The following is a 22612-nucleotide window of genomic DNA, read 5'->3' as shown; positions in this document are numbered from 1 at the left end:
AAATTAACCCGATCTTTAAATTATTATCTAATACCCTGGTGAATCGTTCAAGTATTCTCCCTGAATGCCTGCGCGTGGGTCTTAGCCTCAAGGTCAGCTTCCTGACGCGCCAGCGTACGGGCAAGGATGGTCGAGTATAACGGTTTGCCGCCTAAAAATTGTGCCAGTAGTGTTGCGCCAAGACAGGTAATAATCATTGGCAAAATGAGCTGATAATTATCAGTCATCTCCAGAACCAGCACGATGCCGGTGAGCGGCGCACGCACGGAAGCCGCCAGCAGCGCGCCCATCCCGGCAATAGCGAAGGTGCCCGCCTCCAGATGATAAGCCGGAAACAGCCCGGCGCAGGCCATACCAAACGCCGTGCCTAACAGCGTTCCCAGCGCCAGCATAGGCGCGAATATCCCGCCCGGCGCGCCGGATGAAAAGCACAATAAGGTGGTGATCACCCTGGCAACAAAGATGAACAGCAGCATGCCCACCGCGTAATTTCCGGCGGCGGCAATAGGGATCAGCATAAAGCCGCCCCCGGAAATTTCCGGAACAATCAGCCCCAGCACACCGCACAGCCCGCCGATAATCCCGCCGATCAACACCCATTTTTTAATATTGCCGCCGTGCAGACGGGCGAACATATCCTGCGTGCGCAGCACCAGCGTATTAAACAGCGGCCCGACGCAGCCGAAGACCATGCCGAGCACCAGATACAGCCACAGCGTATTCACCGGCGCATTCGCCAGCTTGCCCACTTCGATCACCGCCCCTTCGCCGTTAAAAATGCGAAACACAATGCTCGACATGATCACGCCGGTAAACACGGCTTTTATGGAAATCAGGTTATAGCGAAACTGCGGGCGCATCTCTTCGAGGATAAACAAAATGCCTGCCAGCGGCGCGTTAAACGCTGCCGACAGCCCCGCCGCCGCACCGGTAGCCAGCAGCGTGTGGCGGGCTTCGGCGCTGCGCATGCGGAAAATATCCAGCACCATGCGCCCGACGTTGCCGCCAAGCTGTACCGTCGGCCCTTCGCGCCCCAGCACCATACCCGCGCCCAGCGTACCCATACCGCCGATGAATTTAACCGGTAATACGCGCCACCAGCGCACCGGGCGAAGCTCCTCCAGCGCGCCCTCGATTTCCGGAATACCCGAGCCGCCCGCCTCCGGCGCGAAGCGTCGCACCAGAAAATAGCCGACCATCGCCAGCAGTGCCGACAGCACAAAGGCCAGCGGCCATACCAGCCAGGCGCGATCCGCCACCTGCGCCAGCGTGCCGATGCGCAGGTTTGACACGCCGTTCACCGCTTTCTCGAACGCCACGCCCACCAGTCCCGCCAGGGTGCCGACCAGCGCCGCCATCAGCAGTATCGCCAGCGGCGTTTTGTCGCGCTGCAACAGACGGCGGATCAGATCGCCGCGCCGCAAACGCACCAGTTGCTGTGTGCGGAAGGAAGAATTTTCTGCTTTCATATTGGCTTAATTAATTCGTCACACAAATGAGTTGGCCTATTTTACCCATGCGCACCGCCATGGTGGCAATAAAAATACCCACAAAAGTGCCCTTTCAATCGGGGGAAACTTTTATAACCTCCGGCGAATACTTTAGAATGGCCCATAAACCCTTTTTCCACGAACCAGGAACTCACTTATGAGTAAGTCTCAAGACCTCTATAGCGCCGCACGTAAACTCATCCCCGGCGGCGTGAACTCGCCGGTACGCGCGTTTACCGGCGTCGGCGGTACGCCGCTGTTTATTGAGCGTGCGGATGGTGCTTACCTGTACGACGCCGACGGCAAAGCCTATGTGGATTATGTCGGCTCCTGGGGACCGATGGTGCTGGGGCATAACCACCCGGCGATCCGTAACGCGGTTATCGAAGCGGCGGAGCGCGGCCTGAGCTTTGGCGCACCGACCGAAATGGAAGTAAAAATGGCGGCGCTGGTAACTGAACTGGTGCCGACCATGGACATGGTGCGGATGGTGAACTCCGGTACCGAAGCCACCATGAGCGCCATCCGCCTGGCGCGCGGCTTCACCGGTCGTGACAAAATCATCAAATTCGAAGGCTGCTACCACGGTCACGCTGACTGCCTGCTGGTAAAAGCCGGCTCCGGCGCGCTGACCCTCGGCCAGCCGAATTCACCGGGCGTACCGGCGGATTTTGCGAAGCATACCCTGACCTGCACCTATAACGATCTGGCGTCTGTGCGTCAGGCGTTCGAGGAGTTCCCGCAGGAGATCGCCTGCATTATCGTGGAGCCTGTCGCGGGCAACATGAACTGCATTCCGCCGCAGCCGGACTTCCTGCCGGGCCTGCGCGCGCTGTGCGATGAGTTTGGCGCGCTGCTGATCATCGACGAAGTGATGACCGGGTTCCGCGTGGCGCTGGCGGGCGCGCAGGCTTACTACGATGTGGTGCCGGATCTGACCTGCCTCGGCAAAATCATCGGCGGCGGCATGCCGGTGGGCGCCTTTGGCGGGCGTCGTGAGGTGATGGATGCGCTGGCCCCGACCGGCCCGGTGTATCAGGCGGGTACGCTGTCCGGCAACCCGATTGCCATGGCGGCAGGCTACGCCTGTTTAACGGAAGTCGCCCAGCCTGGTATCCACGAAACCCTGACCGATCTGACCACCCGCCTGGCGAATGGTCTGCTGGACGCGGCGCAGGAAGCAGGCGTACCGCTGGTGGTGAATCACGTCGGCGGCATGTTCGGGATCTTCTTCACCGATGCCGCCGAAGTGACCTGCTATCAGGATGTGCTGAAGTGCGACGTGGAGCGCTTTAAGCGTTTCTTCCATCTGATGCTGGACGAAGGCGTTTACCTGGCGCCGTCAGCGTTCGAAGCGGGCTTTATGTCGGTGGCGCACAGCGAAGAAGATATCAATAAGACGATTGATGCGGCGCGTAAGGTGTTTGCACAGCTTTAGTTGTTGTTGTGCCCGGCGGCGCTTCGCTTGCCGGGCCTACAGAATCGCAGTACCGTAGGTCGGGTAAGCGTAGCGCCACCCGACAAAACCATCGTCAGGTAAGGCGCTGCCGCCACCCGGCACGTCTCACCGGCTCTGCTTCCTCAGCAAATAAATAAAGTACGGCGCACCGATAAAGGTCGACAGCAGCCCCGCCGGGATCTGGTACGGGAACATGATCATCCTGCCGCACCAGTCCGCAAACACCAGCAGTAATCCCCCCGTTAAGGCAGACATCACCATATGCGGCATTGTACGGCGGAAGCCCATCATGCGCGCAATATGCGGCGCCATCAGGCCGACAAAACTCAGCGGACCGATGGTCATGGTCGCGGCGGCGGTCAGACAGGACGCCAGCAACAGCAGCCCGACGCGCGACGGCGTGAGCGCCACGCCAACCGCGCGGGCTGTTTCACCGCCGAGCGGCAGAATGGTCAGCCAGCGGCGGCACAGCGGTGCGATCGCCAGCAGTACAACGGTCGCTGCCATCGCCCACATCACCTGCGTGGCGGTGGCGCTGTAGGTCGAGCCGGAGATCCACGTCAGGATCTGCGCCATACGCGGATCGCCGCTCGCCTGCAACATCATCAGCAGCATGGTAAAGGCGGTACTGAGCGCCATCCCCGCCAGCAGCATCCGGTGCGGCGAGAATCCCCCGCGCCCGGCGGCCAGCATAATGATCATAAGCGTCACTGCCGCCCCCAGACTGCCCGCCGGCAGCAGCCAGCCAAAGGCGTTGCCCGGCACAAAGAACAGCATCACCACCACGCCGAAGGCCGCGCCGGAGCTGATGCCCAGCACTTCGGGGCTGGCCATCGGGTTACCCGTCAGGCGCTGGATAATGCAGCCCGCCACCGCCAGCATCACGCCCGCCGTCAGCGCCGCCAGAATTCGCGGCGCGCGCCACTGCATCAGTTCATTGAGCAGCGAACCGCTCGCCCAGTGCCACCCTTCTGCATCCCGCCCCAGCGACAGCGCTGCCGCCATACCGAGCAGCAGCACGATGAGGCCCGCCAGCGCAAACCAGGGCACATGCTGACGCTCAGTAAACACGCGATCGCCCCCTTCCATTGAGGGCGCGTTCATACTCTTAAGACGCGGCAGCAGCCACAGCAGCAGCGGCGCACCCACCAGCGCCGTCACCGATCCGGTGGAGATTTCCATCCACACCCGCATCAGCCAGATCACGATTTGATCAGAGAGCCAGAGGATCAGCGCGCCAATCAGCGGGGCTAGCAGCAGCCGCGACAGCAGCCGCCGCGCGCCGAGCATTTTTGCCAGCAGCGGCGCGAACAGGCCGATAAAACCGATGATACCCACCGCGTTCACCAGCAGCGCGCTGAGCACAATCGCCAGCATCAGCGCGCCAAGTCTGGCCAGCGACAGCGCCAGGCCCAGGTTACGCGCCACGCCGTCATCCAGCCCCATCAGCGTCAGCGGACGCAGCAGCAGCAGCGTGAGCAGCGCGCCGCCAAGCAACTGCGGCCACAGGCGTTGCACGACGCTCCAGTCGGTCTGCGTCAGCGTGCCGGTGCTCCACAGGAACATGCTTTGCAGCTGGTCGTGGTGAAAAAGCACCAGCAGCTGATTGATCGCCCCGCAATACAGACTGACCACCAGCCCGGCGAGGATCAGCGTCACCGGCGAGAGGCGTTTTCCCCAGGCGACGCCAAATACCAGCGCGCCCACCATGCAGGCCCCGGCCAGCGCGGCAAACTGCGAGGTCATCACCCCCGGCATCGCCCACAGCGTGGTGATGGTGATCCCCAACTGCGCGCCGGTAGCGACGCCCAGCGTCGTCGGCTCCGCCAGCGGATTACGCAGCACCTGCTGGAACAGTACGCCCACCAGTCCCAGTCCTGCGCCCACCAGCAATGAAATCGCCAGCCGCGGCAGCAGGCTGTAATGGAACAGCATCTGCTCAATGGAATTACTATCCGGTTGCCAGACACCCTGCTGCCACTGCGCACGGGGCAGCGCCACGTTGAGGTTATTCCACGTCAGGCCAAGGCCGACGATAAACAGCACGGCAAGCAGCGCCGCCGGGAAAGGCGCGATACGACGGCTCATGCCTGGCCTCCCATCACCTTATCCAGCACGCGGACAAAGTGCATTGCCGACAGGGTGGCGCCGTAGAACCACACCGCAGGCGCACGATAAAAGCGTCCGGCGCGCACAAAAGGCATCGACTGCCATAGCGGGGTCGCCATCAGCGCCTGCATATCCCGCTCGTTACCGTGATCGAAACAGAGCACATCCACATCTTTAAATTCGCCCAGCCGGTCGATACCCACCGCCGTACTGCCCCAGAAGGTGGTTTCCCCCTGCCAGGCATTAGGAATACCAAAGGCGTCAAGCGGCTCCTGGAACAGGCAGTTCGGGCAGAACACCAGCATATGGCGCGCATCCAGCAGCGTGACCATCAGTAATGGCCTGTCGCCACGCTTCGCAAAGCGCGGTTTCATCGAATCGATAAAAGCATCGAATTCATTGAGATGCGCCCGCGCGGCTGGCTCCCGGCCAATCAGCTGCGCCATTTCCTGGAGCGACTGACGCGCCATGGTGAGCGGCTTTTTGCCGTCGCTGAAGGTGAATCCACGGCCAGGGGCGATACGCGCCAGCACATCCGCCGACGGGCCATAGCCGGCAGACCAGACCATATACGAGGGTTTCATCTGGGTGAGCAGTTCGAGATTCGGCTCGGTGCGCAGGCCAATGTCGATCACCGAGTCGGGCAGCGCCGGTTCGTTGACCCATAGGTTGTAGTTGGGCACATCGGCAACGCCATAGGGGGTGATGCCGAGCGCCAGCAGCAGTTCCACCGGCAGCCATTCCAGGGCGACGATGCGATGCGGATCGACAGCCGCCGCGCGGGCGCTGCCCATTTTCAGCAGCAGCGGCGACAGGGCCATCGCCGTCAGCAGGCGGCGACGGCTAAAGAGGTTTACGTCAGTCATCAGAGAACAAAGCTCACCGGTGCAGCCCCTGTCGGGTGAGGCAGAATGCCCATCGGGATACCGTAGATTTTTTCCAGCGTATCGGCGCGCATCAGCGATTCCGGCGTGCCTTCGGCGATCTTCTCCCCGCCGCGCAGCGCCACCAGAAAATCGCAGTAACGCGCCGCCATATTAATATCGTGCAGCACGGCGATCACCGTCAGGCCGCGCTGCTGGCTGAGGCGGTGTACCAGCGCCAGCACATCCACCTGATGGGCGATGTCGAGCGCCGAGGTCGGTTCGTCGAGCAGCAGGCAGCGGCTGTCCTGCGCTACCAGCATGGCGATCCACGCCCGCTGACGCTCGCCGCCGGAGAGGCTGTCCACCAGACGGTGCGCCAGCGGTTTTAATCCCACCAGCGCAATGGCTTCGTCGACTTTTTCCCTGTCGGCGACACCAAAACGCCCCAGCGCGCCATGCCAGGGATAACGCCCTATCGCCACCAGTTCGCGCACCGTCATGCCTTCCGCCTGCGGCAACTGCTGCGGCAGATAGGCCACTTTGCGGGCAAAGGCTTTGCTGTTCCAGCTGTCCAGCGGTTGTCCGTCCAGCAAAATATCGCCGTCCGACGGCGGCTGGTGGCGGCCAAGCATTTTCAGCAGGGTGGATTTACCGGAACCGTTATGACCAATAAGACCGGTCACTTTGCCCACCGGGAAGGTTAACGACAGCGGGTGCAGCAGCGTGCGGCCAGGCACCCGGAAGGCGACATCGGTAAGACGAAACGTGGTATCGGGATGGGAGTTGTTTTCCTGCATAGCGCCAACTTGTAAAAAGGGCACGGCAAGCCGTGCCCAAAAGGAGATTAGAAGCGGAAGGTTGCGGTACCGACAATCTGGCGTTCCGCGCCCCAGTAACAGGCGTGATCGCGGTAGCAGCTGGAGACGTATTCGCGGTCAAACAGGTTGTTGACGTTCACGCCAATGGACGACCCCGGCAGGCCAAAGCGCGCCAGATCGTATTTCACCATCGCATCAGCCACCGTGTAGCTCGCTACGTTAAAGGTCTGGTTTGTCTTCGGACCGCTGCCGTAGAAACTGGTGGTGTTGCCAACATAACGCGCGCCTGCGCCAACGGTCAGGCCGCTGAGCGCCGTTTCATGGAAGGTGTAGTCTGCCCACAGCGAAGCCATGTTGCGTGGGATTTCCGCCGGACGTTTGCCTTCAAACAGGGTGTCGTGGGTGTATTCCGCATCGGTAAAGGTGTAGGACGCCGTGATATCGATATTTTGCGTCGCTGCGGCTTTCGCTTCTAACTCGAAACCACGCGAGCGGATCTCGCCGCCCTGCACGCTGAAGGCGGTATTTGCCGGATCCGCCGTCAGGTTTTTGTCCTTGGTCAGCTGATAAACCGCCGCCGTCACCGTCACCGGCAGATCTTTAGGCACGTATTTCACGCCCGCTTCATACTGCTTGCCGCGGGACGGATCGAATGGTTTACCGCCCTGGGTCGAACCGGAAATCGGCTCGAAGGATTCGCTGTAGCTGATGTAAGGCGCAATGCCGTTATCAAACACATAGTTCAGGCCACCACGCCAGGTGAACTGCTCATCGTTGATTTCAGCCAGCGTACCGGAAGAGCGGGTAAAGGTGGAGGTCTTCGCAAAGTCGTAGCGACCGCCTAAGGTCAGGATCCATTTGTTCCATTCCGCCTGATCCTGCACGTACAGGCCCGTCTGTTCCTGACGGTTGATCACCGCATACGGGAAGTTGATATTGACGTTCGCATTGCCGTACTGCGGGTTGGTCATGCTGATCGGATTGGCGGTGCCATAATCCGCATCAATATCGTTACGCATCCGCAGGTAATCGACACCGGTCAGCAGAGTATGATCAACCGCGCCGGTGGCGAAATCAGACTGCAGCTGCGTATCCACGGTGAAGGAGTTCAGATCTTCATCGGAGCGCACAAAGGCGCGATTGATTTGCGCCGGTGCCTGATAGCCGTTGCCGTATGTCGAGGTATAAAGCGTATGGACACGGGTGTAACGCAGGTTCTGACGCACCGTGAAGGTATCGTCAAAGCCATGGGCAAAACTGTAGCCAATCAGCTGCTGACGACGGGACAGGCGGTTATCTTTCTCACCTTCGTTGAAGTCGGTCGGCAGCTTGTGCGCGTTACCGGCGGCATCGTAATACGGCACCACCGTCCCTTCACGCGGCAACCAGCCATAGTAGCCTGCATCCGGATCGCTCTGGAAATTGCTCAGCAAGGTGAAGTCGGTTTTGTCATCCGGACGCCAGCTGAAGGCAGGCGCAACGGCATAACGTGTGGATTTAATATTCTCCTGCTGCGCGTTCTGGCTACGGCCCAGACCGGTTAAGCGGTAAGAGAATTCGCCGTTATCATCAATGGCATCGCTGAAATCAAATCCCGTCTGCCACAGGTTGTGGGTGCCCATTTTGAACTGCACTTCTTTCAGCGGTTCCGTCGTCGGGCGTTTAGTCACCATACTGACCACGCCGCCCGGATGGCTTTTGCCGTACAGCACAGAAACCGGGCCGCGCAGCAATTCCACACGCTCAAGGAAATAGGGATCGATGGACGCTTCAGAGTAGTTATCACCCTGCAGCTTCATGCCGTCGAGATACTGGTTGGTGTTCACCGTCGTGGAAGTGGTGAAACCACGGATAGACACCACATCAAAAGTGGTGGAGCTGCCGCGCGTGGCGAATACGCCCGGCGTATAGCTCAGCGCGTCTTTTACCGTGCCGGGTTGTTTAAGATCCATCTCTTCACGCGTTACCACCGAAATCGACTGCGGCGTCTTTTCAATCGGCGTATCGGTTTTGGTTGCTGTTGCCGTGTGTTTGGCAGCAATTGTCGCCGCCGGGCCCCACGCGCTTTCCTGCGGGGCGGCGGAGGTGGTGACAGTAATAGTGTCTTCAGCTGCATGGGCATAAAAAGACATGCCGCTGATTGCGGTAGCGACCACGACTGCGATTTTACGCAGTGAAGAATTGACCGGCAGAGCCGTTTCAGGACGCGCCATTGTGTGTCTCTCTGGAATGGGATGAATGATAACGTAAACGATAATTATTATTATGACCGCAGCATATTATGCGAGCATCCGGCTTGAAAGCAAGGGATATGCGGCCCTACAAGAATTGAGGGTTTAAGAAATAATCAGATGATCAGAAAGGGTAAAAAAGATGTGCCCGAATGTTTAATAACCCATGCAAAGTTCACATTTCAGCGATAGTAAACCTCAAAAGTCGCCGCCGCGTTGACATGCCCGCCTTTGACGGTGCCGGTTTTGATATAGCGCGCTTTTAGCGGGATAGTGACCGACTGCCCGGCGCTGGTTTGTGACACCGCCGTATACTCCTGGTCAAACTGCAACACCGCATTATTACTGTTCAGGATCTGGATACCCACACCCTGAGCGGCCCCTTCTTCTGCCGCAATATTCAGGATATTGCCGTTTGTCACGCCAGTCGAACCTGCGGTAGTGAAGCGGTAATCGATTTTTCTTCCGGCGTCGCAGTTATCAATCTGGAGCTTAAACCTGTCATCGGATACCACCCTTGAGACATTATTTGTAAACTCACTCGCATTAATCTCCTCTAAAGGCACGGTGATGTTTTTTTCCACCAGATTACAGGTCGTGTGCTGCACTTCAACGAGGCTGGAGCTGTAGCTCAGGTAGCCGACGACGGTGTTATCGTACTTCCATTCGGCATTAAATTTACCGATGTACACCATCCCCGAACTCACCGGCCCGGTCACGACAAACTGCGCCGCGCCGTTGAGCGTTAAGGTGTAATAGCCATTCTCTTTGATAACAGGCGACATATCTCTGTGCCAGGGCCTGACGATATCGTCGGCTTCGAATGTTGGCGTAGTCGCGTTTGTCCAGGCGGCGCGAAAGCCGATACCCGGCACATTGGTTTGATAGACGCCCTGCAGGGGATTGTCCGCCCGCTCGTCAGTTGCGTTGACATTGGTATAACCCTGCCAGATGTCCGCAACGGCAGTACATTCAACTCTGATCGTATAGCTGGACTGACGCTCGCTATAAATGATCGTACCAGGTTCAGCATCGCTGTTGACGATTAATGTCGGCGGCGCGAATCCAATCCTTGCAGCAGGTTTTCTGTCAAGAATGGTGCACGACGCCCGCGCGGCCGTACTCAATAACGCCGAACCGATCAGCAGCAACCCAAGACCGCAGCGCCCTGCCATTAACAACATTTTATTTTTCATCTCAACGTCCTGTTTATTCGCAGCTGACGGTTCTCATCAGAAACCTGGCATCCATTTTTTTCGGCACGGTGATCCTGCCTGCGCAGCGCGTCTCCGGCGTATCGCCCCATTGCACGGTGAACGCTTGCGTACCCTTTAATCCCGTCACGTAGACCTCACCGCCATCACCCACAATCGCCGTCATGCCTTCGATACTGAACACCGCGCCGAATGGCACTACGCCCTCACGGTGCGTCAGGGTTAACAGCGCGCGTTTACCCGAGCGGGCGGAAAAATCGGCTGCCAGAACGGCCCCTTTTGTCGGAATGGCTTCGACCGCGGCATCCTGAATATCAATATCATCCCGCCCCTGCGTGTTCACCGTAATGGTATTGCGCCGGTAAGGGGTCAGCGTGGGAACGATGGCGTTGCCCCAGGCGTCGGTATAAATGCCCTGTGAACTCTGCACTTTCACATGATCGCCATCGGTAATATGCACCACGGCAAAAGCGTCCTGCACCGTACGCCCCAGGGTTACGCCATGGGAATGCGCCACCACTGAACCCTGTGCGCTATATCCCCACTGTTTACTGTTTTTCTGGTAGCTGTAGTTGGTGCTGAAATCGCCCATAGAGGCGCGATAGCGGGAGGAGAGATAAGCGCCATTGCCAGCCTGGTCGCTGGTGTAGGTCTGCTGGAGGTTATAGGTCAAGTTATTGTCTTCCAGCAACGAGCCGTTAAGACCCACCTGGTGCGACGCGGGGCCATTTTTCGCCCTGTTTAGACTGTAAGTGGCCCAGGCTTCCGGCAAAAAGCGTGACAGCGGAATATTCAGTGACAGAGCGAGTTGCCGGTCGTCACGGGTCGTGGGCGTTTTGGTCAGGCTGTAATTCACTGACCAGTTCGCCCCGTGCCAGCTGCTGCTGTAGCCAAAGCTGACGCTGCGCTCGCGCCCCGCCATTCCCCAGTAGTTTTGCTGCCAGGTGTTAGCATAGACGGAACCCCATCCCCGTAGTGACTGGGAAAGATTGAGTTGCAAGCGGCTGCGTCTGTTGTAGACGTTGCGATAGCTGTACATATCGCTGCTGTCATAGCCGCCATTGCGCTGATCCAGGGCTTCCTGAAAAGTGTAGAAGCCAGACGTGGAATAGCGGTAGCTGGCCAGCGTCAGCGTAGTATCGGTTGCCGGAAAGTCTTTCGCGTACTGCGCACGCCATGACTGCCCCTTCTTATCGCCACGTTCATCTGTAAAAGAAGTGTGTGCCTGCGTCAGATCCAGCGACAGGGAGCCCAGACGGCGCAAATCGGCTCCCACACCAACCAAACCGGCGCGATACATAGAGGCGCCAAGTACGCCGCCGTAAACCGTTGTGCCGAATGGCAGACCATAAATCACCGTCGCCTGACCAAAGCCCGGCTCTGCGCCATGATTAACATCGCGGTATTTACCCGCTGAAAGGCTGTATTTCAGCGCGCCTTCACGCTGCATGATGGGAACGGACGAACTGGCCTGGATAAAGCTTCGCTGTGTACCATCGGCTTCCTCAACCGTCACTTCGAGATCGGCGCCTGCCGTCACCTGCGTGAGATCGCGCAGCTCAAAAGGCCCTGCCGAGACGTTGGTCTGATAAATGATGTAACCATTTTGCTTAACGGTCACCTTCGCGTCGCTGTTAGCGATACCCCGAACTACCGGGGCAAATCCCTGTAATCCGCCTGGCAACATAGCGGTGTCCGTTTCCAGGGTTACGCCTGTCATCTGCACGCTGTCGAACAGCTCGCCGTTAGTCGAGGTCTGTCCGGCGCGAAACTGGCCGCGTAAGCGTTTAATATCGCGCTCAAGGGTGCTGCTGATGGACTGCCAGCCAGTGTCACTCGCCCAGCTACTGGTATTACGTACGCGCCAGGGCCCCATGTTCAGACCGGAGTTCAGGCTTGCCCAGTTTGCCACGCTGCTGGTGGATTCAGATTGCTGACGCGCGCCAGAAACATAATAACTGGACCAGATTGCGGGCATACCGTCATCCCAGTTTGCCGGATTAGTTTCGCCTGAGATCCGCGTATTGCGATACATCTGGGGGATATGCAGTTGCAACACCTGGGTGTCCGGACTGAAATCATAACGTGCCCCAGGAATGTACTCACTGATGTCGCCTACCGTCGCATTATCCGCAAGCTCATGTAATGCCGGAACGGTATCGACCTTTACGCCCAGTTCAGCCAGTTCGGCTTTGGTAAATTGCGGAATGAGTTGTTTATTGTCTTTCGACAGGAGGTAATTGAGGTTTCTTTTATCAAGGCGATCCTCATTCCAGACGATAGACGTCAGATACTGGCCAGGCGTCAAGCCGTTATTACGCAGCCAGGCTTCAATAGCCCCGGTATTTTCCAGGGGTGTCTCTGTTTCCAGTGCGCCGAGGTTGAAATAGTCTTCAGCATACACGGCGCTGGTCACCGTTGATATTGCCAGTGCCAGCGCGCTCAGCCCAAAAATCCGGCCATTACGCCAGGAAGACATAAACGCCACCCACGATAAATTCACAGCCAGGTTATAACGCTTGCTGACGCGGTTCGGTCTCGGCGCCAAAATCGTTGATCGCGGTCCACATCACTGACCCCTGCGCCGCCGTCGGCAGGGCAAAAACCTGCTCGCCATAAGGGGCGATCATCATGGATAGCGCGGAAGGGGTATCCTGCTTGCCGAGCGGTTTTACCTCTTTCTGCGCCACCTTAAGCTGGCCCAGGGTAACGTAAAACGGCGTGGGGTTTTTGATCGTCAACTGATTATTGCGGCGGCTGAACTGTAACGACTGCCATGCCGTTTTCGCGGCGGCATCGCTTAATGCCGATGGGCGATAAAACAGTTTGATTTTCGTCTTGATCGCAAATTGCAGAGTATTTTTATCGCGCAGTTCTTCAGGCACAGAAGACACCGATTTGATATTTGCCATAAACAAGGATTCGCGATCCTGGGGTAAATGTGTTTTATCGCCGGTATAGACGACATGCAGCAGCGTTTGACGATTTTCATCGAGCTTGTAAATGGGCGGCGTGATGACAAAGGGCGCTTTGCTGTCATCAATATTGCTGACCCAGCTATGCACCAGATAACGCTTAGCATCATCTTTATTTTTTAACGTGACCTGGACTTCAGCCTGGTCTGAGGGATAAATAATTCGCGTTCCGCCAATGACGACGCCCGCCTGCGCCAGGGTAGCGCCCAGCAGAAAGAAGATCCCGAGTATGGCATTATAAATTCGCATTTCCTTCATTCCATTGAAAATACTGGCCCGCCCTGGGCCAGTTTATCTTGATAAATTAACGATAAACCAGGGTGTATGTAGCTTGCGCGGAATAATCACCCGCAGTCGGTAAATCCGCACCAACCTGAATAACTTCAGCGGTGTAGTTAAATACGACGTCCATCCCCTGCACATTTTGTTTTGCGGCAGAGGGTGGTTCTGTCCCGTCAAATTTAATAAAGGTGTTACTGCTGTATTCCGGGTACATGCGGATCCCTACATTATTGGCAACACCGGTGGTTCCCAGAACTTCATCGTCATAACCTGCGATGCGATCGCCGGAGAACTTGATGTTAATAAAAGAGATGCTGGTATCGCAGTTGCGTACGGTAATCTTAAAAGGCTGGCTATCACCCACTTTTTTATCCTCGCCAAATGAAGTTTGCGTCAGGTTCCTGAACGTCACAATGCCGTTAGTGACTGCGCCGTTCACGTTAACGTTGCAACTGTCGGCGACGATTTTCCCGTTAAAGCTAATAGTACCGGTATCGGTCGCCTGAACTGGCGAAACGGAGGTAGTAAACAGCGCGCCAGCAAGCAGTGGCAGAAAATATTTTTTATACATAACGTGTTCCTTACATATGTCTATAAAAAAATTTACATCACAAAAATGATAAACCGGGGAGTTAATATTTTAACCAACCATAAGAATGAGCTTATGAAGTGAAAAGATATCCATATACACCTCACGTTCATTCGATCTTATTTACTAATATTACCTTCACCTGAAAGTTAACGCAACCACCAGGAATTTCCTGAAGCCAGCAAATATTTAAGACCCTGACAAGGAAGACTCATATTAAAAATGCTTTTGATTAGTCTTATACAAGATTTAATTAATTATTAAATTTTATTCCATATATTCACCAGAAAAATAGTAATGTCCCACTACACCCGGGATCAGAGAGTTAATACATGAAAGCTATGGTTGAATGAATATAACTCCCGTTTAATCACCGGGATTGTGACGTCATAAGGAAGTGGCATACATTAGGAAATGGAAAGCATGACCGGGAGGAATAAGCAGGGAACAATCTTAAAAAAAACGCCCCAGAGCGACGTTAATCGACTCTGAGGCGGTGATACAGGCGGGTAACGCTTAGTTACCGCCGAACATATCCTTGATCCAGCCCGCTACGCCGTCGCTTTTTTCTTCCTGCTGCGGCGGTTGTTGTTGCTGTTGCTGAGGCTGCTGTTGCGGCTGCTGCGGCGCAGACTGATCGAACGGATTATTCGACTGCTGCAACGCCTGGCTCTGCTGGCACAGGCTGTCCGGGTTGGTGGTCCACACCGGGATAGTACGGGAACTTCCGCCAGCGCACATGAAGTTGCCTGCGTCATCAATGCCCATATCGACGATGTCTTCCGGCGCGGTCAGCTCCAGCGGGAACGGCGACTGGTTCGCCAGATAGCGCTGATAGATGGCCATCGCCCCGCTCGCCCCGTAGAGTTTGGTCGGCTGGTTATTGTCGCGGCCTACCCAGGTGATGGTCACTTCACGCCCGTCGATCCCGGCAAACCAGGTGTCGACGTTATTGTTGGTGGTGCCGGTTTTACCCGCCAGATGCAGACCCGGATATTTCGCGCCAAGCTGACGCCCGGTGCCGCGCTGGATCACCTGCTGCATGGTCCACAGCGTCATATAGGCCGCCTGAGCAGGCACTGCGCGCTCCGCCTGCGGGAAGCTCTGGTAGAGCACCGTACCGTCTTCCGCAATCACCGAACGCAGCGAAGAGAGCGTCGCGCGGTTACCGCCGCTGGCGATAGTCTGGAACGCCTGCGCCACTTCCACCGGCGTCAGGTTCAGCGCCCCTAACAGCATGGATGGCACCGCATGCAGCTGATCTTTCGGCGCGCCCAGTTTCAGCCAGGTATCGGTGACCGCCGGCAGGCCAAGCGCCATCCCGAGGTTTACCGTCGGCACGTTCATTGAACGGGTCAGCGCATCCACCAGCAGCACCTGGCCGCTGAAGCGTTTGTCATCGTTCTGCGGCGACCACACCTGGCCATTTGGCTGGCGCAGGGAGATAGGCGCATCGGCGATCACCGTATTCAGACGGTACTGATTCGGCTGGCTCAGCGCGGTCAGATAGGTCGCCGGTTTCGCCAGCGAGCCAATGGAACGACGTGCCTGCATCGCACGGTTATAACCGGCGAACTGCGGCGTCGCTCCGCCGACCATGGCGCGCACTTCGCCGCTGAAGCGGTCGACCACCACCATCGCGGTTTCCAGATCGCTCAGCTTACGCTGCTTGATCAGCGCCGGAATACCTTCCACCGCCGCTTTCTCGGCGGCGTCCTGCGCCACCGAGTCAAAGGTGGTGAAGATCTTCACGCCGGAGAGATCTTTCACTTTATCGCCCAGCTTCGCCTGCAACTCCTGACGCACCATCTGCATAAAGGCAGGCTGCGGGGAAATAACGCCGCCGCGCGGCTGCACGCCCAGCGGACGGGCGCTCAGCATGTCGTAAAGCTCCTGATCGATAACCTGCTGCTGTTGCAGCAGACGCAGGACCAGGTTACGACGCTCCAGCGCCAGTTTCGGGTTACGCCACGGGTTATAAATGGACGCGCCTTTTACCATGCCCACCAGCAGCGCCTGCTGGTCAAGGCTCAGCTCTTCCACCGGACGCCCGAAGTAGTACAGGCTCGCCAGCGGGAAGCCGCGGATCTCGTTGTCGCCGCTCTGACCGAGGTACACCTCGTTCATATAGAGCTCAAGGATACGGTCTTTGCTGTAGCGCGCATCCATGATCAGCGCCATATAAGCTTCGTTCGCTTTACGGCCATACGAGCGTTCGCTGGAGAGGAACAGGTTTTTCACCAGCTGCTGGGTAAGCGTACTCGCCCCCTGCACCGTGCGCCCTGCCGTCAGGTTCGCCAGCACCGCACGCCCGATGGAGTAGAAGCTGATACCGTCATGCTCATAGAAATGGCGGTCTTCGGTCGCCAGCAGGGTATCCACCAGCAGATCCGGGAAACCACTGCGCGGCACAAACAGGCGCTGCTCGCCGTTCGGCGAGGAGAGCATGGTGATCAGCCGCGGATCGAGACGGAAGAAACCGAACTGGCGGTTGTTCTCCATGTTCTCAATGGTTTCCAGACGGTCGCCGCTGAAGGTCAGACGCGCGCGCACCTGCCCCTCTTTGCTGTCCGGGAAATCGAACGGACGGCGGATCATCTCGATGCTGTTAGCCTGCACGGTAAACTCGCCGGGGCGGGTCATCGCCGTCACCTTGCGGTACTGCGTGGCTTCCAGCAGCTTCACCATCTCGTTTTTGCTGACCGCCATGTCCGGCTCAAGGTTAACCATGCGGCCATACACGGCGGCAGGCAATTGCCAGACTTTGCCGTCAATGCGGCTGCGGATCTTCTGGTCGAGATACAGGCCGTATATCGCCAGCAGTACAAGAATAACAATGCCGATTTTTACCAGCAGCCAGAACCAGCCGCGTTTGCCGCGAGGTTTTTTGCCTTTGCCTTTACCTTTAGTCCGGCGCGGCATCGGTTCGTCGTCCTCATCATCATAATCATCCGCGTCTTCATCTCTGAGTCGACGACGGCTTACTTTTTCTTTTACCGGACGCGCAGGTCGGCCTTTGCGTCCAATAGGTTCGCGGTCATTCCCCGCCATGTTTACTCTCCGCTACATTTTTCAGGCGCAAGGCCCGATCCTCATTGCTTCCGCAAAATGGCGGAAGAAGAAATCTCTCAAAGTTCATTGCACTCGTGCCGGATGGCGCTGACGCTTATCCGGCCTACAGGATGTGATTATGCCTGTGAATACTTTTTAGTACGCCGGGTGGGCGCTGCCGTTGCCGGGTCATCCGGCCAGACATGTTTGGGATAGCGCCCTTTCATCTCTTTCTGCACTTCACGGTACGCGCCCTGCCAGAACGCGCTGAGATCGCGCGTGATCTGTAAGGGACGGCGGGCGGGAGACAGCAGCTCCAGCACCAGCGGCACGCGCCCGTCGGCAATGGCGGGCGTGGTCGCCTCGCCAAACATCTCCTGCATCCGCACCGCCAGCACCGGGTCGTTATCCTCGTGATAACGAATGGCTATCCGGCTTTCCGTCGGCACAGTGTAATGCGACGGCAGCGCACTATCCAGCCGTTGACGCATCGGCCAGCTCAGCAAATTTTCCAGCGCCCGGCACACATCCAGCGCTTTCAGGGCGCGCAGGGAGTGAACGCCCTGCATGCCGGGAAGTAACCATAGCTCAAGCGTTGCCAAAAGCGAGTCATCATCCACGGCGGGCCATGCCGTTTCCGGCAGCCATTTTGCAGCGCAGTGCAGACGCAATCGCAGTTGCTGCGCTTCCGGCGTCCAGTTCAGCACCTGCAAGCCCTTCTCGCGGATGCCGTTGAGCATCGCCAGATGCAGCTCTTCTTCCGACGGTTTCGCCAGCGGCCTGACGTTTAATGTTAGCTGTCCAATCTGACTGCGGCGAAAGGCTTTCAGCGTGCCCTGCACGTCATCCCATTCCACCGTATCAGACTGGCGTAATAATTCCGGGTGCGCGGTGACCAGCGCATTAATGTCCAGCGCCAGCGCCTGCAAAATGCGCGCGTCCGGCGTATGGCTGCCCTGCAACAGCAAGGGCGCGATCAGCCACTCATGACGCCCCAGCGCATCGTCGCTGTCGAGCATCACGCCCATGCCATTCGCCAACTGGTAGCGTCCTTCCTGCCCGCGACGGCGGGCGATACGGTCAGCAAAACCACAGGCCAGCAGACCGGGGAGCAGATCGCTGTCCTCCGCGCCTGCCCGCGCGTTGAGGCGTTTAATCAACTGCTGGCTGCGGCGCTGCCAGTGCGGCTGACTGCGTGAGAAGGCGACGCTTAAATCGCTATTCCCGCCACGCGGCGGCTCTTCAAGAATGGCGACCAGTTTCGCGGCGGTGGCGATCTTATCCGGCGTGTTCGCGGCGATAAGCATCGCCCCGTGACGCGGATCGGTGCCGAGCTGCGCGATTTTCTGCCCGCGCGGGGTCAGGCGATCGTCCGCCAGCGCCTGGAGCTGCGTCAGTAATGTTCTTGCTGCGGCCAGATTCGCGGCGGGCGGCGCATCCAGAAAACACAGCTGCGCCGGATCCGGGCATCCCCATTGCAGCAACTCCAGCAGCAGACCGGAGAGATCGCTTTGCAGGATCTCCGCCTCGCTCTGCCCGGCGGCGCGTTCCGCCTGATCTTTTGCCAGCAGATGCACGCAGATCCCCGCCTCCAGTCGCCCGGCGCGGCCTGCGCGCTGGGTCATCGACGCCTGGCTGATACGCTGGGTCACCAGCCGCGTCAGCCCGGTACGGGGATCGAAACGCGCCACCCGCTCCTGGGCGCTGTCCACCACTAAGCGAATGCCTTCGATGGTCAGACTGGTTTCCGCAATGTTGGTCGCCAGCACCACTTTGCGCAGCCCCTCCGGTGCGGGAAGAATGGCTTTACGCTGTTCGGCCAGCGGCAGCGCGCCGTATAACGGACAGAGCTGGACATCCGCACCCACGCGCGAGGCGAGGTGTTCCTGCACGCGCTGGATCTCGCCGACGCCCGGCAGAAACAGCAGCAGCGAGCCGCGCTCCGCCCGCAGCAGTTCGGCGGTGGCAATGGCGATAGCTTCATCGGTACGCTGATGCGCGGGCAGCGGCTGGTAGCGCCGTTCCACGGGAAACGCGCGGCCTTCGGACGCAATCACCGGCGCATCGGGCAGTAGCCCGCGCAGCCGTTCGTTATCCAGCGTCGCCGACATAATCAATAATTTGAGATCGTCCCGCAGCCCTTGTTGCACATCCAGCAGCAGCGCCAGCGCCAGATCTGCCTGTACGCTGCGTTCGTGGAATTCATCGAGGATCACCAGCCCCACGCCGGTCAGTTCCGGATCCTGCTGGATCATGCGCGTGAGGATCCCTTCAGTGACCACTTCGAGGCGGGTCTGCGGCCCGACGCAGGTTTCGGCACGCATTCGGTAGCCGACGGTGTCGCCGGGCTTTTCATTCAGGCTTTCCGCCAGCCGCTGCGCGACGTTACGCGCCGCCAGTCGGCGCGGCTCAAGGAGTAAAATGCGGCCTGCAATCTCGCCCTGTTGCAGAATTTGCAACGGCAGCCAGGTGGATTTCCCGGCCCCGGTGGGCGCATTAAGCAGCACGCAGGAGGCGCTTTTCAGCGCGGCAAGCAATTCAGGCAGTACGGCGGCAACCGGCAAAGAGGACACGCAGGGCTCCAGTGGGTTAACTTTCATTTCATCGGCGTGCATTGTAGCATCGCCGTAAATCATTACCGAGTATCCCTTATGCCAGATACCAGACGGCTGTTTTTCGGCCTTGAACTGCCCGCTGACGTACAGCAGCAGGTGATCCACTGGCGCGCCGCGCACTTTGCTCCGGACGCCGGTCGCCCGATCGCGGCGGCTAATCTGCACCTGACGCTGGCGTTTTTAGGCGATGTGAGCGCTGACAAACAGCGGGCGTTGTGCGAGCTGGCCGGGCGTATCCGCCAGCCAGGCTTTACGCTGACGCTCGATGATGCCGGACAGTGGCTGCGCTCGCGGGTCGTCTGGCTCGGTACCCGTCAGCCGCCGCGGGGCCTGCTGCAACTGGCGAGTATGCTGCGCGCGCAGGCCGCCCGCAGTGGATGCTATCAAAGCCCGCAGCCGTTTCACCCGCACGTTACGCTGCTGCGCGACGCCAGCCATGCGGTCACTATACCGCCGCCGGGCTTTCGCTGGTCGTTTCCGGTGAATGAATTTGTGCTGTATGAATCGCAGTTTATTAAGGGACGTACGCGTTACACGGCGCTCAGCCGCTGGACGCTCAGCCAAAAGGAATGACCTATGCAGTTTTCTCCGCCGCTTCAGTCCGCCACCCTGATCCAGCGTTATAAACGCTTTCTGGCGGATGTGGTGACGCCCACAGGTGAAACCCTGACCCTGCACTGCCCGAATACCGGCGCGATGACCGGTTGCGCGACGCCTGGCGACACCGTCTGGTATTCCACTTCAGAAAATACTAAACGGAAATATGCACACACCTGGGAATTAACTCAAACGCAAGCGGGCGCGTGGATTTGCGTCAATACTTTGCGCGCCAATATGTTAGTGAAAGAGGCATTAATGGCAGATCGTTTGCCAACACTAACGGGCTATAGCACTTTGAAAAGTGAAGTGAAATATGGTTCTGAGCAGAGCCGTATTGATTTCATGTTACAGGCAGAAGACCGCCGCAACTGCTATATTGAAGTGAAATCAGTCACGCTGGCCGATAAGGCGCAGGGCTATTTCCCCGATGCGGTCACGCTGCGGGGGCAGAAGCATCTGCGTGAGTTGATGAGCGTGGCGGCCGCAGGGGATCGGGCAGTGCTGTTGTTTGCCGTGCTGCATTCAGCCATTGACCGATTTTCACCGGCTCGCCACATTGATCCTAAATACGCACAGCTTCTCAGTGAAGCGCAGCGGCAGGGGGTAGAAATTCTGATTTATAAAGCGGAACTTTCTGCCGAAATTATGAGTCTGACAATGCCGCTATCTGCCGAATTTTAAAGGTATAGTGGCTGAGTAAATAGTGTGCTGGCCTACGTGCGCAAATACGCTTTTCCTCACAGGGTTGTCAAGTGTAACGTTTAGATAATTGCTATCCTGAAAAGCATCTGCTATTTATAGCGGCCTGATTTTTCCCCAACACGGGGATCGATAGTGCGTGTTAAGGAGAAACAACATGCAAGAAGGGCAAAACCGTAAAACATCGTCCCTGAGTATTCTCGCCATCGCTGGGGTGGAGCCATACCAGGAGAAGCCGGGCGAAGAGTATATGAACGAAGCCCAGCTCACGCATTTCAAACGCATTCTGGAAGCGTGGCGTAATCAACTTAGGGACGAAGTCGATCGCACTGTCACACATATGCAGGACGAAGCCGCTAACTTCCCTGATCCGGTAGACCGTGCCGCACAGGAAGAAGAGTTCAGCCTTGAACTGCGTAACCGTGACCGCGAACGTAAACTGATCAAAAAGATCGAGAAAACGCTTAAGAAAGTGGAAGACGAAGACTTCGGCTTCTGCGAGTCCTGCGGTGTTGAAATCGGCATTCGCCGCCTGGAAGCCCGTCCTACGGCTGACCTGTGCATCGACTGCAAAACACTGGCAGAAATCCGCGAAAAACAAATGGCGGGTTAACCTGCGGCGCTTTCGTAATGTTCTCTCAGGCGGGAGTCTCTCCCGCCCTCTTAGCTTTACCCAACCATGCCTGACGCTGATTATATCGGGCGCTTTGCGCCATCCCCTTCTGGTGAACTCCATTTCGGTTCGCTGATCGCCGCCCTTGGCAGCTATTTACAGGCGCGCGCCCATGCCGGTCGCTGGCTGGTACGTATCGAAGATATTGATCCCCCGCGTGAAGTCCCCGGCGCCGCTAACACTATTCTGCGCCAGCTCGAACACTATGGTTTGCACTGGGATGGCGACGTGCTGTGGCAGTCCCGGCGTCATGACGCCTACCGCGACATTCTGCAACAGCTGCACCAACAAGAGCGCTGCTATTACTGCACCTGCACCAGGGCGCGTATTCAGAGCATTGGCGGCGTCTATGACGGCTACTGCCGGACGCGGGGCAATGGCCCGGAAAACGCTGCGCTGCGGCTTATTCAGCATCAACCGGTGACCCGTTTTCACGATCGGCTGCGCGGCGAGATCGTCGCCGATGCGGCGCTGGCGCATGAAGATTTTATTATTCATCGCCGTGATGGGTTATTTGCATATAATCTGGCGGTGGTGGTGGACGATCATTTCCAGGGCGTGACGGAAATTGTGCGCGGCGCGGATTTGATTGAACCGACGGTACGCCAGATTTCGCTCTATCAACTGCTTGGCTGGGCGGTGCCGGAGTATATCCACCTGCCGCTGGCGCTCAATGCCGCCGGCGATAAGCTGTCGAAGCAGAATCACGCTCCGGCGCTGCCGCAGGGGGACCCGCGCCCCATACTTATCAGCGCGTTAGCGTTTTTAAATCAGGATGTAACAGAAGAATGGCAGGATCTGTCCGTGGACGCCCTGCTACAACGAGCGGTGCAAAACTGGTCCCTGTCACGGGTGCCGGAGCAAGCCTGCGTGAATCCGGCATTCTCAAATGCCCCACGCTGAGCTATGATAAGCCGCAATTTTTTTGTCCAGAAGACTGA

General features: G+C 57.9%; 16 protein-coding genes. 5 read left to right on the top strand and 11 right to left on the bottom strand.

Translation table 11 applies throughout. The features are described from left to right. Positions 1–47: 47 nt before the first annotated feature. The gene (gene clcA / locus BMF08_RS09550; RefSeq protein WP_072570692.1) at positions 48–1469 is read right to left on the bottom strand and encodes a H(+)/Cl(-) exchange transporter ClcA; all 1422 of its coding nucleotides are present in this window, start codon (positions 1467–1469) and stop codon (positions 48–50) included. Positions 1470–1647: 178 nt separating this feature from the next. On the opposite strand from clcA, the gene hemL reads away from it, so the two are divergent. After that, positions 1648–2928: a glutamate-1-semialdehyde 2,1-aminomutase gene (gene hemL / locus BMF08_RS09545; protein ID WP_072570690.1), complete on the top strand. Its 1281-nt coding sequence runs from the start codon at positions 1648–1650 to the stop codon at positions 2926–2928. Between the two features lie 126 nt (positions 2929–3054). On the opposite strand, the gene fhuB is transcribed toward hemL, so the two are convergent. From fhuB to hrpB, 10 genes are all read right to left on the bottom strand, one after another. After that, the gene (gene fhuB, locus BMF08_RS09540; RefSeq protein ID WP_072570689.1) at positions 3055–5037 is read right to left on the bottom strand and encodes a Fe(3+)-hydroxamate ABC transporter permease FhuB; all 1983 of its coding nucleotides are present in this window, start codon (positions 5035–5037) and stop codon (positions 3055–3057) included. Beyond that, positions 5034–5924: a Fe(3+)-hydroxamate ABC transporter substrate-binding protein FhuD gene (gene fhuD, locus BMF08_RS09535; RefSeq protein WP_072570687.1), complete on the bottom strand. Its 891-nt coding sequence runs from the start codon at positions 5922–5924 to the stop codon at positions 5034–5036. Before fhuD ends, fhuB begins: the two co-directional genes overlap by 4 nt. Beyond that, a complete protein-coding gene (gene fhuC, locus BMF08_RS09530; RefSeq protein ID WP_072570686.1) occupies positions 5924–6721 on the bottom strand; it encodes a Fe3+-hydroxamate ABC transporter ATP-binding protein FhuC in 798 nt (265 codons plus the stop codon). Before fhuC ends, fhuD begins: the two co-directional genes overlap by 1 nt. 47 nt (positions 6722–6768) lie before the next feature. Beyond that, positions 6769–8955: a ferrichrome porin FhuA gene (fhuA, locus tag BMF08_RS09525; protein ID WP_072570685.1), complete on the bottom strand. Its 2187-nt coding sequence runs from the start codon at positions 8953–8955 to the stop codon at positions 6769–6771. Positions 8956–9155: 200 nt separating this feature from the next. Next, complete coding sequence (locus BMF08_RS09515) at positions 9156–10169, bottom strand: fimbrial protein (protein ID WP_099458814.1); 1014 nt, start codon at positions 10167–10169, stop codon at positions 9156–9158. 13 nt (positions 10170–10182) lie between these two features. Further along, positions 10183–12666 carry a fimbria/pilus outer membrane usher protein gene (locus BMF08_RS09510; protein WP_072570833.1) on the bottom strand — a complete coding sequence of 828 codons (2484 nt, stop codon included), beginning with the start codon at positions 12664–12666 and terminating at the stop codon, positions 10183–10185. A 31-nt stretch (positions 12667–12697) separates the two neighbouring features. Further along, complete coding sequence (locus BMF08_RS09505; protein ID WP_199775953.1) at positions 12698–13411, bottom strand: fimbrial biogenesis chaperone; 714 nt, start codon at positions 13409–13411, stop codon at positions 12698–12700. Between the two features lie 55 nt (positions 13412–13466). Next, complete coding sequence (locus BMF08_RS09500) at positions 13467–14015, bottom strand: fimbrial protein (protein WP_072570683.1); 549 nt, start codon at positions 14013–14015, stop codon at positions 13467–13469. Between the two features lie 534 nt (positions 14016–14549). Next, positions 14550–17084 (bottom strand): bifunctional glycosyl transferase/transpeptidase, encoded by a 2535-nt coding sequence (gene mrcB / locus BMF08_RS09495; protein ID WP_072570682.1) that lies wholly within the window; start codon positions 17082–17084, stop codon positions 14550–14552. A 137-nt stretch (positions 17085–17221) separates the two neighbouring features. Next, positions 17222–19657, bottom strand: coding sequence for an ATP-dependent helicase HrpB (gene hrpB / locus BMF08_RS09490; protein ID WP_072570829.1), 2436 nt, complete (start codon positions 19655–19657; stop codon positions 17222–17224). Positions 19658–19735: 78 nt separating this feature from the next. Between hrpB and thpR the strand changes: the two genes are divergently transcribed. The 4 genes from thpR to gluQRS all read left to right on the top strand — a co-directional run bounded on the left by thpR (position 19736) and on the right by gluQRS (position 22574). Further along, a complete protein-coding gene (gene thpR / locus BMF08_RS09485) occupies positions 19736–20272 on the top strand; it encodes an RNA 2',3'-cyclic phosphodiesterase (protein WP_072570680.1) in 537 nt (178 codons plus the stop codon). A 3-nt stretch (positions 20273–20275) separates the two neighbouring features. After that, the gene (gene sfsA / locus BMF08_RS09480; RefSeq protein WP_072570679.1) at positions 20276–20980 is read left to right on the top strand and encodes a DNA/RNA nuclease SfsA; all 705 of its coding nucleotides are present in this window, start codon (positions 20276–20278) and stop codon (positions 20978–20980) included. A 175-nt stretch (positions 20981–21155) separates the two neighbouring features. Next, entirely contained in the window at positions 21156–21611 is a 456-nt protein-coding gene (gene dksA / locus BMF08_RS09475) for an RNA polymerase-binding protein DksA (protein ID WP_072570677.1), read from the top strand. Positions 21612–21677: 66 nt separating this feature from the next. Beyond that, positions 21678–22574 carry a tRNA glutamyl-Q(34) synthetase GluQRS gene (gluQRS, locus tag BMF08_RS09470; protein ID WP_072570676.1) on the top strand — a complete coding sequence of 299 codons (897 nt, stop codon included), beginning with the start codon at positions 21678–21680 and terminating at the stop codon, positions 22572–22574. The last annotated feature ends 38 nt before the right edge of the window (positions 22575–22612 follow it).

The sequence above is a fragment of the Enterobacter sp. SA187 genome (assembly GCF_001888805.2).
Taxonomy (GTDB): Bacteria; Pseudomonadota; Gammaproteobacteria; order Enterobacterales; family Enterobacteriaceae; genus Enterobacter_D.
This window is presented reverse-complemented; position numbering and strand designations above follow the sequence as displayed.